Source organism: Flexivirga meconopsidis, assembly GCF_026162425.1.
Taxonomy (GTDB): domain Bacteria; phylum Actinomycetota; class Actinomycetes; order Actinomycetales; family Dermatophilaceae; genus Flexivirga; species Flexivirga meconopsidis.
Genome location: NZ_JAOBQJ010000002.1, coordinates 97,664 through 110,666, shown reverse-complemented (window position 1 = coordinate 110,666; position 13,003 = coordinate 97,664). Strand labels below are relative to the sequence as shown.

At 70.7% G+C, this 13,003-nt stretch carries 14 protein-coding genes; 10 read left to right on the top strand and 4 right to left on the bottom strand.

Features of this window, described 5'->3' with window-relative positions:
* Nucleotides 1-3 precede the first annotated feature (3 nt).
* Genes N2M23_RS05895 through N2M23_RS05880 form a run of 4 tightly spaced genes read left to right on the top strand, consistent with a single transcriptional unit; the run spans nt 4 to nt 4,331 of the window.
* Nucleotides 4-612 carry a DUF5998 family protein gene (locus tag N2M23_RS05895; RefSeq protein ID WP_265444016.1) on the top strand — a complete coding sequence of 203 codons (609 nt, stop codon included), beginning with the start codon at nt 4-6 and terminating at the stop codon, nt 610-612.
* Nucleotides 609-1,766, top strand: a complete 1,158-nt coding sequence (locus N2M23_RS05890) for an alkaline phosphatase family protein (protein ID WP_265444015.1) — start codon at nt 609-611, stop codon at nt 1,764-1,766. The genes N2M23_RS05895 and N2M23_RS05890 overlap by 4 nt, the downstream gene beginning before the upstream one ends.
* A gap of 11 nt (nt 1,767-1,777) precedes the next feature.
* On the top strand, nt 1,778-2,503 hold the full coding sequence (locus N2M23_RS05885) for a thymidine kinase (protein WP_265444013.1): 726 nt from the start codon (nt 1,778-1,780) through the stop codon (nt 2,501-2,503).
* A gap of 7 nt (nt 2,504-2,510) precedes the next feature.
* Entirely contained in the window at nt 2,511-4,331 is a 1,821-nt protein-coding gene (locus N2M23_RS05880; protein WP_265444012.1) for an MFS transporter, read from the top strand.
* 11 nt (nt 4,332-4,342) lie between these two features.
* On the opposite strand, the gene sepH is transcribed toward N2M23_RS05880, so the two are convergent.
* Nucleotides 4,343-5,710: a septation protein SepH gene (sepH, locus tag N2M23_RS05875; protein ID WP_265444010.1), complete on the bottom strand. Its 1,368-nt coding sequence runs from the start codon at nt 5,708-5,710 to the stop codon at nt 4,343-4,345.
* Nucleotides 5,711-5,879: 169 nt separating this feature from the next.
* On the opposite strand from sepH, the gene N2M23_RS05870 reads away from it, so the two are divergent.
* The 6 genes from N2M23_RS05870 (at nt 5,880) to N2M23_RS05845 (ending at nt 10,165) form a co-directional block, all read left to right on the top strand.
* Nucleotides 5,880-7,106, top strand: a complete 1,227-nt coding sequence (locus N2M23_RS05870) for a ferrochelatase (protein ID WP_265444009.1) — start codon at nt 5,880-5,882, stop codon at nt 7,104-7,106.
* A gap of 4 nt (nt 7,107-7,110) precedes the next feature.
* Nucleotides 7,111-7,950 (top strand): inositol monophosphatase family protein, encoded by an 840-nt coding sequence (locus N2M23_RS05865; protein ID WP_265444008.1) that lies wholly within the window; start codon nt 7,111-7,113, stop codon nt 7,948-7,950.
* Nucleotides 7,951-8,125: 175 nt separating this feature from the next.
* The gene (locus N2M23_RS05860; RefSeq protein WP_171155043.1) at nt 8,126-8,425 is read left to right on the top strand and encodes a DUF4193 domain-containing protein; all 300 of its coding nucleotides are present in this window, start codon (nt 8,126-8,128) and stop codon (nt 8,423-8,425) included.
* Between the two features lie 17 nt (nt 8,426-8,442).
* The gene (dut, locus tag N2M23_RS05855; RefSeq protein ID WP_265444005.1) at nt 8,443-8,880 is read left to right on the top strand and encodes a dUTP diphosphatase; all 438 of its coding nucleotides are present in this window, start codon (nt 8,443-8,445) and stop codon (nt 8,878-8,880) included.
* A gap of 36 nt (nt 8,881-8,916) precedes the next feature.
* Nucleotides 8,917-9,789 (top strand): DUF3710 domain-containing protein, encoded by an 873-nt coding sequence (locus tag N2M23_RS05850; protein WP_265444004.1) that lies wholly within the window; start codon nt 8,917-8,919, stop codon nt 9,787-9,789.
* A 1-nt stretch (nt 9,790) separates the two neighbouring features.
* The gene (locus N2M23_RS05845) at nt 9,791-10,165 is read left to right on the top strand and encodes an OB-fold nucleic acid binding domain-containing protein (RefSeq protein WP_265444002.1); all 375 of its coding nucleotides are present in this window, start codon (nt 9,791-9,793) and stop codon (nt 10,163-10,165) included.
* A 3-nt stretch (nt 10,166-10,168) separates the two neighbouring features.
* Here N2M23_RS05845 and N2M23_RS05840 read toward each other — a convergent pair whose 3' ends face one another.
* From N2M23_RS05840 to N2M23_RS05830, 3 genes are read right to left on the bottom strand one after another with little or no spacing between them, the layout of a single operon-like run.
* On the bottom strand, nt 10,169-10,864 hold the full coding sequence (locus N2M23_RS05840; protein ID WP_265444001.1) for a potassium channel family protein: 696 nt from the start codon (nt 10,862-10,864) through the stop codon (nt 10,169-10,171).
* 16 nt (nt 10,865-10,880) lie between these two features.
* Nucleotides 10,881-11,546: a potassium channel family protein gene (locus N2M23_RS05835; protein ID WP_265443999.1), complete on the bottom strand. Its 666-nt coding sequence runs from the start codon at nt 11,544-11,546 to the stop codon at nt 10,881-10,883.
* Nucleotides 11,547-11,588: 42 nt separating this feature from the next.
* Nucleotides 11,589-12,902 (bottom strand): MFS transporter, encoded by a 1,314-nt coding sequence (locus N2M23_RS05830; RefSeq protein WP_265443998.1) that lies wholly within the window; start codon nt 12,900-12,902, stop codon nt 11,589-11,591.
* Nucleotides 12,903-13,003 lie beyond the last annotated feature (101 nt).

The window sequence follows — 13,003 nt, the reverse complement described above, 5'->3', positions numbered from 1 at the left end:
CTCATGTCATCGACCAGCAAGCAGATCACCGGGTCGGTCCTGCCGGACCGACTCCTCGCCGACATCGAGCAGGCCGGCTACTTCCCGGCGCTCGTGGCCGACGTGGTCGCGTCCGCGGTGGGCGTCGAACCGGTGGACTCGCATCTGGTGCACGCCGAGACCACGATCGACAACGAGACCGTGCGCCGGCACGTCACGGTGTTGGTGCTGACCGCCACCCGGCTGGTCATCGCGCACGCCGACGACCACGCCCCCAACCCGGAGTCGCCGGTCGCGCACCTCGGGTCGGTCGCGACCGCGACCAGCGAGACGGTGCCGCTGTCTTCGGTGCGGGGTGTGATGCTCGCTCACGTGGTGGCGCAGCCGGAGGGATACTCCGCCGGCGCTCTCGGTCGCGAGGTGACGATGACGATCTCGTGGGGTTCGGTGTCGCGGGTCGACCTGCTGCCGGCAACCTGCGGAGACCCCTCGTGCGATGCCGACCACGGTTACGAGGGTTCGATCACCGGCGACGACATCGCCCTGCGAGTCAGCGCCGACGCCGACGGTGACTCCAACCTCCGGCAAGCGCAAGCGTTTTCGTCGGCACTGTCCGCAGCGATCGGGCGGTGAGCCGCGACGCGCTCGCCCCGTCATACGACGCGGGTGGGCTGGCCGGCGTGCTGCCGCGGGTCGCGGCCTCCCTGGGTGCGCTCTCGCTGCCCGAGCACTGGCAGCCGGCCGACGCACTGCCGCCGGCCCGGCAAGCGATCGTGGTGCTGGCCGACGGATTCGGCGCCGAGCTGCTGCGCCGCCGGTCCGGGCACGCGCCGTTCCTGCGCGCGGTGCTCAATGACCAGCCCGACGACGTCCCGCGGGCGCTGACCGCGGGCTTCCCGTCGACGACCGCCACCAGCATGGGCACTTTCGGCACCGGGCTGCCGCCGGGCGCGCACGGCCTCGTCGGCTACCAGCTGCGGATCCCGGGCACCGACCGGCTCTTCAACGAACTCGACTGGATCGACGGTCCGGATCCGCTGCAGTGGCAACCACATCCGACGATCTTCGAGCGCGTCGCGGCGGCGGGAACGCCGGTCACCATGGTCGGCCCGGGCAAGTTCGACGGATCCGGACTGACCCGTGCCGCGCTGCGGGGAGCCCGCTTCGCCGGCGCGCGCGACCTGCCGACCGCGGTCGACGCCGCGCTCGCGGCCGTGCGTGCCGACGACCGGTCCCTGGTCTACCTCTACTGGGGTGCCATCGACAGCACGGGCCACCAATTCGGTTGCGAATCCTGGCAATGGGGTGACGCGGTCGAGGCGTTCGACGGTGAGATGCGGCGGCTCGCGCGCAGCCTGCCGGGCGGCACCTCGCTCACCGTCACCGCCGATCACGGGATGATCGACCTGCCCGACTCGGCCAAGGTCGACGTCGTCGACGAGCCGGAGCTGACCGACGGTGTCGCGATCGTCGGCGGCGAGATGCGCGCCGCACACCTCTACTGCCGGCCAGGCGCGGCCGCCGACGTACACGCCGCGTGGGAGACGCGCTTCGGCGACGATGCGTGGGTGATGAGTCGCGAATCAGCGGTCGCGGCAGGACTTTTCGGCTCGGTGGCCGACAGCGTGCTGCCCCGCATCGGCGACGTGGTGGTGGCCATGCGGGGCGTGGTCGGTGCGTACGACTCACGGGTCATGCGTCCACGAGTGTCGTCGCTCATCGGGCAGCACGGGTCGCTCACCGACGCCGAACAACTCGTGCCGATGATCCACCTGCGCGCACATTAAGGTTGCCGGTCGTGGCTGAACTCCTCTTCTTCTCCGGCACCATGGACTGCGGCAAGTCGACGTTGGCCCTGCAGATGGAGCACAACCACCGGGCCCGTGGTCGTCGCGGTCTGGTCTTCACCAAGCACGACCGTGCCGGTGAGGCCGTGCTGTCGTCGCGTCTTGGCCTTTCACACGCCGCGCTCGAGGTGCACGACGACCTGGACTTCTGGGATTTGGTCGTCGAGCAGGCGACCGGAGGCCGGGTGATCGATTACCTCATCTGTGACGAAGCGCAGTTCTACACCGCGGTGCAGGTCGAGCAGTTGGCCAAGCTGGTGGACGAAATGCACATCGACGTCTACGCGTTCGGCATCACCGCCGACTTCCGGACCGAGCTTTTCCCAGGATCCCGCCGGCTCATCGAGCTCGCCGACCGGATCCAGGTGCCGCAGGTCGAGGCCCTGTGCTGGTGCGGGCGTCGCGCCACCCACAATGCCCGAGTCGTCGACGGTGACATGGTCGTGGAGGGCGAGCAGGTCGTGGTCGGGGACATCAGCGGAGGAAGCACCGCCACCGTCGAATACGAGGTGCTGTGCCGCCGGCATTACATGCGGCGGATGACCTCTCACGCGGCGCGGGCCCAGGCGGCCTCGCCCGAGGTGCTGCCGTTCGACCTGGACCTGTGCCCGTTGCCCGGCTCCGGGCGGGACGCGGCCGACGCGTCGTCCGACGAGAGTCGGTCCGGCTTGGCATGATGGACGCATGAGTCGCGACGGTCTGTCCGGTCGGCAGCGCCGACGTGCGGAGCGGGATCGCGCGTTCACCGAACCGATCCCCGACACGCCGCGCACCCGGCCGATGCCGCCGCGACCGCGCGAGCGGGCGCAGGACCGGTACGACGCACCACCGCGACGGGTCCAGCCACCGCCGCGGACGCCGCCTGCGTCATACCCGAACGGCGAGGCGCCATACGAGGCGACGGGCGATAAGGCAGCCGACACCGCGCCCTCGGTGCACTCGCGCGCCGACACCGCGCGGGCCGCCGGGCGCGGGGTGAAGCGCGGCGCCGAGGCGATGGCGAAGTTCACCGCCGCCGCGAGCAAGGGCACGGTCCGCGCGGCGCGCAAGGCCAGTGAGGCACAGGGCGCGGGGGAGAGCGGACTGGCCCGGCTCATCCAGGTGCACGCGTTCAGCTCCGCCGGAGACGCCGCGGTTGCGATCGGGCTGGCCGGCACGGTGTTCTTCTCGGTCTCCTCGGCGCAGGCCAAGGGGCAGGTGCTGCTCTTCCTGTGCCTGACCATGCTGCCGTTCGCGATCGTCGCACCACTGATCGGGCCGTTGCTGGACCGCTTCCGGCACGGCCGGCGGTGGGCGATCGGCGCGACGCTGGCGATCCGGGCCTTCCTGTGCTGGGTGCTCGCGCAAGCGGTCGACGACGGATCGGCGTGGCTCTTCCCGGTCGCGTTGTGCGTGCTGGTGTCCTCCAAGGCCTACCTGGTGACCAGGTCAGCCGCGGCGCCCCGGCTGTTGCCCGAGCAACTCACCCTGGTGAAGGCCAACGGCCGGCTGTCGCTGGCCGGTGTCGTGGGGGCCGGGGTGGCGGGTGCGCTGGCCGGTGCGGCGTCAGCGGTCGGCGGTGCCTCCTGGGCGCTGCGGGTGGCCGCGCTGCTCTTCGCGGTCGGCACGGTGCTGGCGATCCTGCTGCCGCCGCGGGTGGACTCCAGCGTGGGTGAGAAGCCGGCGCCGCTGGTCGGGCTGGCGACGGGCGCGGCTTCCAGCCGCGGCATCGGCCCGGCCGTGGTCACGGCACTGCGGGCCAACACCGGCCTGCGCTGGTTGTCCGGATTCCTCACGATCTTCCTGGCGTTCCTGGTGCGCACCCACCCGTTCCCCGGCTGGGAGGACCGCAAGACGCTCGCGCTCGCCCTCGTGCTGGGCGCCGCGGGTGTGGGCAACTCGGTCGGCACCGTGATGGGTGCCGCGCTGAAGATCGCCTCCCCACGGGTCATCGTGCTGGCGACGCTCGTCGCCGACGCAGTGATGGTGGTGATCGCGGCGGTGCACTTCTCGGTGGTGACCGCGGTTGCGGTCGGCTTCGTCGCCGGCGTGGGGCAACAGCTCGGCAAGCTGGCGCTTGATTCGCAGATTCAGGACACCGTCCCGGAGCACATGCGCACCAGCGTGTTCGGCCGGTCGGAGACCCTGCTGCAGTTGTCGTGGGTGATCGGCGGCATCGTGGCCGTCGCCATACCGACCAACGCCGAGGTGGGCATGATTCTGGCCGCGGTCGTGCTGGTCGCGTGGGCGAGCGCCGTGCTGATCTGGAACGCCGGCCGGTCGATCCCGGTGCCGGCCAAGGTCCGTGCTGCCGCACCGGCAGTTCGGCACCCCGGACGCCCGCCGCGTGCCCGGCCGCCGGAGCCGCAGCGCGCCGATGAGCATCACGCGTCGTACGACGTGTCCTACGAGGACAGCGGGCGCGAGCCGTATGCCGACGAGGCCGAAACGATCGGCCTCCGGCGCAGCGAAATCGCCGATCACCGGCTGCCGGGGTATGACGCGCAGCGGCGCGATCGTCGCTGAGGTTGGACCGCTCAGTCGCGGCCCGGCCGCCGGCCGAACATGATGTCGTCCCAGCTGGGCACGCTCGGGCGACCCTTGCGAGCAGCACTCGGACGGTCGGGAATGGCCTCGACCTCATCGTCGTGCGGCTGCGCGACCGGTGCCGGCTCCGTGTCCGGTTCGAACGTCACGGCATCCCGGTCGTCGTCCGGTGCGATGTCGTCAACGGCGACGACATCGTCGGCTTTGTCGGCGTCCGCGTTGTCGGCGTTGTCGACGGTCGCCTCGGCGACGGCTTCGCCCGAAGCACTCGCATCGGGCGCACCGGCACCTTCGGTGTCCTCGGCCGGCTGCACGTCGCTCAAGTCGAGGTCGGCGAACATGTCCGCGGTGCCGGTCACCGGATCGTGGCCGAGCTCCTCGGCCTTCGGCGCCTCCGGTCGGGGGTGCGATCCCGCGGGCGGCGGCCTACCGTCGGTGTCGAGTTGCTCGGGCGGCGCGGCGTCGGCGGGGAACTGCGCGGACTGCGACTGGCGCCCGCGGCTCTTGCGGCGGCGCCCCTTGGTGCGTTCACGCATCGCAGCCATCAGGTCGACGGTCTCGGCGTCGGCCGTCGCCGACAGGCCGGCGTCGGCATCGCGTCGGTCGTGCGCCCGGCCGGCCGGGTGCACGGGCACTGCGGTGGCCGAGCTGGTCGTCCCGCCGCGGACCGTGCGGACCTTCGGCGCGGGCGCGGCGTCGAGTCCGCCTTCGGCCTCGACGTCGTACACCGAACTGTCGCGCACCGGCGCGGCTGCCTGCAACGGACCTGGCGAGGTCTCGTCCTCACCGAGCCAGCGTGCCTCGTCGTCGACCGGTGTCAGGGTGCGGCCGTCGATGCCGAAACGCCATGTCGCGTGCCGCAGTTTGCCGCCGGCGGGGAAGCTGCACTGCACGGTCCAGTCCTGGTCGCTGCTGCGCCAGGAGTCCCAGGTCACGTCGTCGGCGTCGACGCCACGACCGTCGAGCCGGCGCTCGATCCGCTCGCCGAAGGTGCCTTCCTCGCCGCGTCGCGCGGTCGCGTCGGCTACCAGCACCGCCCGGGCCAGGCCGGCGACGTAGTCGCGCTCGGCGCGGATCGGGGCTTCGTATCGGGAGACCTTTTCCACGGTCCAGCCGGACCGTTCGGCAACGTCCTCCAGGGACAGCCCCGAACGCAGCAACGTTTGCACGTCGCGCGGCCGCAGCTCGACCTGTTCGGGTTCGGGCACGCCCGCGTCGGCGAGGGCCCGCGAGCGGTCCCGCCGGATGGCGGCGCGCAGCTCCTCGGTGATGCGCAACTGCGACCGCTCGCCCTCGTCGTCGACGAGCAACAGGTGTTCGCCGTCCTCATGGACGCCGGTCAGGCGCAACTCCCGCATGTGCGTTTCTCCCAAATAGGCCAGTCCTAGCAACCGCAGACCACCATGCCACGCAGGCGCGCGATGGCTCCGCAGGGCGCGCCGAAACCGCGTCCCCGACTCGTCGTAGTCTTCACGGTAGACGCTCCGCGTCCACCCCCAATCTGTGCCCGCAAAGGAGTCCCGCCCCATGTCGTCGCCGATCGCCGAGCCACCGGACGCCACCAAGGGCGACGGCGAGGTCCCGGCGCGCCCGGCATCCCCGGCCGACCCGGTTACCGAGGGCGCGCTCGACCCCGAACCGGCGACCGAGGACGAGGGCCTCGCGGTGCGACCGTATGACGCGATCGTCGTGCTGTCGTTCGGCGGTCCGGAGTCGACCGAGGAGGTCATGCCGTTCCTGCGTCGGGTGACCGCGGGACGCGGCGTGCCGGACGAGCGTCTCGAAGCGGTTGCCGAGCACTACTACGCCCGGGGCGGCAAAAGCCCGATCAACGATCAGACCCGCGCGCTGCAGCAGGCACTGCACGCCGAACTGCGCCGGCGCGGAGTCGCCACCCCGGTGCTGCTCGGTAACCGCAACAGCGAACCGTTCCTGGTCGACACGCTCCGACAGGCGCAGGATGCCGGCGCCCGGCAGGTGCTGATCGTGACGACGAGCGCCTATGCGTCATACAGCTCGTGCCGGCAGTATCGCGAGGACATCGCGGCCGCGCTCATCGAGTTGGCCGACGAGGACCGGCAGCTGGCGGTCGACAAGATCCGGCAGTATGCCACTCATCCCAGCTTCACCCGGGTGAACGCTCGGCTGGTCACCGAGGCGGTCCGTGGCTGCGGCCAGCCCGACGACGACAAGCTCCGGGTGGTCTTCGTGACGCACTCGATCCCGGAGGCGATGGACGACACGTCCGGCCCCGGCGACGGCGAGGGCAACCTCTACGAGCACCAGCACGACGAGATCGCGCACGTCATCCTCGACGAGGCGGGTATAACCCTCGACCGCAACTTGAGTGGCGCGCTGGTCTACTGCTCGCGCTCGGGGTCGCCCAGCCAGCCCTGGCTGGAGCCGGACGTCAACGACCATCTGCGCAGCCTCGCGGCGCAGGGGGTCACCGACGTCGTGGTCGCGCCGATCGGGTTCGTGTCCGACCACATGGAGGTGGTGCACGACCTCGACACCGAGGCCGCCGCGACCGCCGCAGAGGTCGGGCTGAAGATGACCCGCGTGCCGACGGTCGGCACCGACCCCGAGTTCGTGATGGGCCTGGCCGACCTGGTCGAGGAGCGGGCCGCTCAGGCCCGCGGCGAGCAGGTCGAGCTCGTCGGCTGGCCGGGCGCGCCGATGCCGCCGATCTGCGCCGCCGGGTGCTGCCCCAACCTGCGCGCCCACAAACCCGCTGCCTGTGGAATGGACTGACGACGTGGACACCACCCCCGCCCCTTCGGAACTCGTCGCGCTGGAGCAGCTGGCCTGCGACCTGGCGCTGGAGGCCGGTCGGCTCATCGTCGACGAACGCCCGGACCGGCTCGGCGTCGCGGCCACCAAGAGCACCGCGACCGACGTCGTCACGGTGATGGACCAGCGCAGTGAGGAGCTGCTGCGGACCCGCCTGGAGCAACTGCGCCCGGACGATGGGCTGCTCGGCGAGGAGGGCGGTTCGCGGCAGAGCCGATCCGGCATCACCTGGGTGGTGGACCCGATCGACGGCACCGTGAACTACCTCTACCAGTTGCCGGCGTATGCCGTGTCGGTCGCCGCCTGCGTCGGGGACGTGTCGGTGTCCGGCGGCTGGCGGCCGGTCGTGGGCGCCGTCGTCAACCCGATGACCGACGAGCTGTTCCATGCCCGGCAGGGTGGCGGTGCGCACCTGCGGCATGCCGGTCGCTCCGCGCAGCTGTCGGTGAGCAACCAGACCGACCTTGCGCTGTCGCTGGTCGGCACCGGCTTCGGGTATGACGCAGCCAAGCGCCGCAAGCAGGCCGCGCTGGTCGGCGAGCTCATCGACCAGGTGCGGGACATCCGGCGGGCCGGCAGCGCTGCGCTCGACCTGTGCTCGGTCGGCGCCGGCCGCCTCGACGCCTACTACGAGTCGGGCCTCAACGCCTGGGATCAGGCGGCGGGACGGTTGGTCGTGACCGAGGCCGGCGGCGTGGTGGTGGGTCGTTCCGGGGGTGCCCCCGACGCGGACCTGGTGCTGGCCGGTTCCCGGGCGTTGGTCGACCGACTGGCTCCGGTGGTGGACGCCCGCCCGCTCGGCTGAGGACCCCGACTGAGCCAAGGCCCGACCCCGCGTGTCGGGGCCGGCCGCCGATGGGGCACAATCGCCGCCGCTCGGGCACAAAATCGGCCGGTCTGGCGTTATTGCGCCCAAGGACATCAAACGACGCGCCCGGGCAGGCATGAGTGGGCGGACGAGGAGACGGGAAAACCAAGCAATGGCAACAGATTACGACGCTCCACGTAAGTCGGACGACGACATCGACAACGACTCCATCGAGGAGTTGAAGGCACGCCGGGTCGACAAGAACACCGCAAGCGTCGATGTCGACGAGACCGAGCAGGCCGAGGGCTTCGAACTTCCGGGAGCCGACCTCTCGGGCGAGGAACTGTCGGTGCAGGTGATTCCGCGTCAGGCGGACGAATTCACCTGCTCCAAGTGCTTCCTGGTGCATCACCGCAGCCAGCTGGCCAAAGAGGTCGGCGGGCTTCCGGTCTGCACCGAGTGCGCGGCCTGACCGTGCAATCAGTGCGTATGCCGGTGCGGCAGCTCGATCCCGGGCTGCCGCTGCCGTCATACGCCCGGCCGGGTGACGCCGGCGTCGACCTGTACGCCCGGGTGGGCGTCACGTTGGCGCCGGGGCATCGGTCGCTGGTGCCGACCGGCATCGCGATCGCGATCCCGGAGGGCTACGCCGGGTTCGTGCACCCACGATCCGGGCTGGCTGCCCGGCACGGCGTGACGACGCTCAACGGGCCGGGGACGGTCGACGCGGGCTACCGGGGCGAGGTTCAGGTCAACCTGATCAACCACGACCCGCGCGAGTCGTTCACCATAGAGCGCGGCGACCGGATCGCGCAGTTGGTGGTCCAACAGGTCGTGGCGGTGCAATGGGAGCCGGTCGATTCGCTTCCGGACAGCGTCCGGGGTGAGACTGGACACGGAGCAAGCGGCGGCTTCGCCGGTCGCTGAAGGCAAGAACAACAAGACAAAGGGGCACAACGCATCGTGGGACTTTTCCGACGCAAGGCCAAGGACAGCGGCGACCAGACCGCGGTCGCCCAGGTCGATGACGTCGACGCCGCCACCGATGACGACGCCGAGGTGACCGACGCCGAGTCGGTGGACCAGGTCACGGGCGACACCAGCGACACCGACGAGTCCGCAGACGACGCCGCCGACAGCGCGCCGGAGGGACGTCTACCGCGCCCTCACACGGTGGACCGGTCGGAGGGCCCGTTCGATCGTGCCGAGGTCGACGACCTCGACTCGCGGCTCGACTTCGGCTCGCTGGCGATCATTCCCGAGTCGAGCATGGAGATCCGTCTCGACGTCGACGAGTCCGGTCAGGAGATCACTGGCATGACCGTCGTGCAAGGCGAATCCGCCTGCCAGTTGCAGGTTTTCGCCGCCCCGAAGAGCAGTGGTGTGTGGGACGACATCCGTGACGAGATCGCCGACAACCTGCTCGGTGGTGGCGGCACCGCGGAAGAGAAGCTCGGCCCGCTCGGCATCGAACTCCACTCCCGGATGCCCACCCGCGGCCCGGACGGCCGCACCACCTACGCACCGGCCCGGTTCGTCGGCGTCGACGGGCCCCGCTGGTTCCTGCGCGCGGTGCTGTCCGGGAACGCCGCGATCGACGAGGCCGCGGCCGAGCCGCTGCTGGCGTTTCTGCGCCGCAGCGTCGTGGTCCGCGGCACCGAGGCGCGCGCGCCCCGCGAGATGCTGCCGCTGCAGATCCCGCAGGAGGTGCTGGCGCAGGCCGAGGAGACCCCGGCCGACCCGAATGCCAAGCCGGATCAGACCGGCGACAAGTCCGACACCGCCGACGACTTCAAGCCGTTCGAGCGTGGCCCGGAAATCACCGAGGTGCGTTGAGATGAGTTTGAAGACCTCGTTCGGCAAGGTTGCCGACCGGTTGACCCGGTCGGAGACCTCGCTGGAGCGGGACGAATTGCGCGAGGCAGCCAGGAAGCACGGCGCCACGCCGATCTGTGACGCCACTGACCGGTCGATGGCGTCTTGTTGCGGCACCGTCCGCAGCGTCAGCCTGCGGCCGCGCAGTGGCACGGTCCCGGCCATGGTGGTCGACCTGGACGACGGCAGCCGGACGATGAACCTGGTGTGGCTGGGCCGTCGCCGGATCGGCGGCATCGAGCCGGGTGTCTACCTGAAGGTGAAGGGCCGGGTCACCTATCTGAAGGGTGTCCCGACGATCTTCAACCCGGCATACGAGATCAAGCAGGATCGGTAGGACCTACTCGCCGGGCGAGTGGGTGCGGATCTGGTCCGCCGGGCGCCCGGTGAGCACCGCGCCGAGCGACTGCTCGGCCTCCGGTGTCGCAAGCAGCAGCAGTTCGTCGAGCGCCTCGATCGCGTCATACGGGCTGGGCGGGATCGGCACCTCGTCGCGGATGATGCCGACGAGCACGCACTCCGGCGGCAACTCCAGCTGTCCGACCGCGACGCCGACGTTGGGGCTGTCGGCGGGCACGGTGATCTCCACCATCGTGGCCTTGCCCTGCTGGAACTGAAACAGCCGGACCAGGTCGCCGACGCTGACGGCTTCCTCGACCAGAGCGGTCATCAACCGAGGCGTCGAGACCGCGACGTCGACACCCCACGCCTCGTCGAACATCCACTCGTTCTTCGGGTTGTTCACCCGGGCCACGGTGCGGTTGATCCCGAACTCGGTCTTGGCCAGCAGCGACACGACCAGGTTGACCTTGTCGTCGCCGGTGGCGCAGACGACCACCTCGCAGTCCTCGAGCCGCGCTTCGCGCAGCGTGCTGATCTCGCACGCGTCGGCAAGCAGCCAGGCCGCATCCGGCACGGCACGGGTGCGCGCCTCCTCGGCGTACTTGTCGATGATCAGCACCTGGTGACCGCGCAGGATCAGCTCCCGGGCGATCGACCGGCCGACGCTTCCCGCGCCGACGACAACAACACGCATCTGACGATTCTCCTGGTCAGTCGTCGACTGGTTTGGGGGCGGTGAGCAGGTCCTCGATATCGGCCGCCCGGTCGGTCGGCAGCATTAGGTGCAGCAGGTCGCCCTCCTGGAAGACGGTGTCAGCGCCCGGCAGCATCCCGTCGCCGAGGCGCGTCAAGTAGGCCACCCGGCCGCCGGTGCTCTCCTCGATGCGGGTGAGCGGGCTGCCGACCCAGCTCGGGTGCGGCGGGATCTCGGCGAGCATCACCTTGCCGCTGGCGTCGGTGTGCAGCGGCAGCGCGCCTTGCGGCAGCAGCTTGCGCAGCACCTGGTCGCTGGTCCACCGCACCGTGGCCACCGTTGGTATGCCGAGGCGTTCGTAGATCTCGGCGCGGCCCGGGTCGTAGATGCGAGCCACGACGTGCTCGACGTCGAACGTCTCGCGGGCGACCCGCGCCGACAGAATGTTGGAGTTGTCACCGCTGCTGACGGCCGCGAACGCGTAGGCGTCCTTGATGCCGGCCTGGATCAGCGTCTCCCGGTCGAATCCGACGCCGGTGACACGACGGCCTTCGAACGACGGACCGAGCCGCCGGAACGCCGACTCGTCACGGTCGATGACCGCGACTTCGTGGCCGTGCTTCTCCAGGCTCAGCGCCAACGTCGAGCCGACCCGGCCGCAGCCCATGATGACGAAATACACGTCGGAAAAGTTACCGGACCCGGCGGGTCGTTCGTGCCCCGGCTAAGCGGCGGGCAACTGGGCGGCCCGCACGTGCGGCGACGCGAGCGCACGCACGACCAGCAACAAGGTGAGAACGGCCAGCAGCACGATCCCCGCACTGGGCGAGGCGATCGCGGCGCTGCCCGCGACGACGAGGTAGCCCGCCGGCTCGAGGTTGAGACCGAAGTAGAGCGGAGCCAGGAGTCGTCCGGCGACGACATCCCCGCCCGTTTCCTGTCGGATCTTGGCGCGCAGCTTCGCGTAACCGGTGAGCAACGGACCCATCGGCCCGGTGGACACGCCGGACATCGCGCAGCACACCACGAACACCCAGGCGAACGGGACGAGCGCCGCGACGATCTGGAGGCAGGCGGCCACTGCGGATCCCAGGACGGCCACCGCAATGGGCGCCCGCGTGCCGCGCTCCCGGATCCACACGCCGAGCCGGGCTCCGACGAAGAGTCCGCCGAGGTAGCCCGCCATCGCAAAGCCGTACGTCGACGCCGGCCAGCCGTTGCGTTGCACCAGCAACACCCCGCCGACGGTGATCGCGCCGCCGCCGGCCATCGAGGCGACCGACTGGAGCGGATAGGTGCGGATCAGCGTGTGCTCGCCCTTCAGCACCGCCAGGCCCTCGCGCAGGCTGGGACGCGACTCGGCCTGCATCGGCGGTGGCTCCGGCGCCAGCCGTCGCACCCGGGTGAAAATGCCGAACGTGGCGAGGCATCCGCCCGCCCAGCAGGCCGCGGTGACCCAGCGCTGGTCGTCGGCGGCGCCGAGCAGGAAGCCGGCGGTGACCGAACCGGCGGTCTGACCGACCCGTACGACGAGCCGCTCGGCGTCGTTGGCGGCCGCGACCAGTCGCTGCGAACCGGACAGGACGGTTATGTAGCTCTCGCGCGCGGGATCGTGGTAGCCCATCGTCGCGTCGGCCAGCACCCCGATGACGGTCACCACAAGCAGGGTTGCGGTCTGCGACGGCGCCGGCTGCACGGCGAACGCCAGCCACCCGGTCGCGATCAGCAAGCGGGCCAGGCTGGTGGCGATCAACACCTTGCCCGCGCCGAACCGATCGGAGGCAATGCCGCCGAAAAGGAACAACCCGAGTGCCGGCAGGGTGCCGAGCGTCATGATGACGCCGTAGACGAACGGGCTCGCGTTGGTGCCCGCGACCCAGCCGAGGGTGACCAGCCAGAGTGCATCGGCGAACGAGTCGGTGCCGACGCCGCTCAGGAACCACCGGATGCTGCGGACGCCGAAGGCCTCCTGCACGCTGCGCGGGACCACGATGTTCCACCACGAGGACCGCGAAGCGGTCGGGGTGGGCGTCGTCACGCCGGGAGCCTAGGGCTTTGGCGTCATACGCCGCGCTGCGTCATACGCGGCCCTGTGGACAACCCGGGAAGCCGGGGGCTCGCACCCGCCCGCCGAACCGT

Coding starts and splice junctions, on each gene's coding strand:
- N2M23_RS05840 (WP_265444001.1), bottom strand. CDS start 10,864: ATGCGTGTTGTTGTCGTCGGCGCGGGAAGCGTCGGCCGGTCGATCGCC.
- sepH (WP_265444010.1), bottom strand. CDS start 5,710: ATGCGGGAGTTGCGCCTGACCGGCGTCCATGAGGACGGCGAACACCTG.
- N2M23_RS05895 (WP_265444016.1), top strand. CDS start 4: ATGTCATCGACCAGCAAGCAGATCACCGGGTCGGTCCTGCCGGACCGA.
- N2M23_RS05845 (WP_265444002.1), top strand. CDS start 9,791: ATGAGTTTGAAGACCTCGTTCGGCAAGGTTGCCGACCGGTTGACCCGG.
- dut (WP_265444005.1), top strand. CDS start 8,443: ATGCCGGTGCGGCAGCTCGATCCCGGGCTGCCGCTGCCGTCATACGCC.
- N2M23_RS05860 (WP_171155043.1), top strand. CDS start 8,126: ATGGCAACAGATTACGACGCTCCACGTAAGTCGGACGACGACATCGAC.
- N2M23_RS05870 (WP_265444009.1), top strand. CDS start 5,880: ATGTCGTCGCCGATCGCCGAGCCACCGGACGCCACCAAGGGCGACGGC.
- N2M23_RS05880 (WP_265444012.1), top strand. CDS start 2,511: ATGAGTCGCGACGGTCTGTCCGGTCGGCAGCGCCGACGTGCGGAGCGG.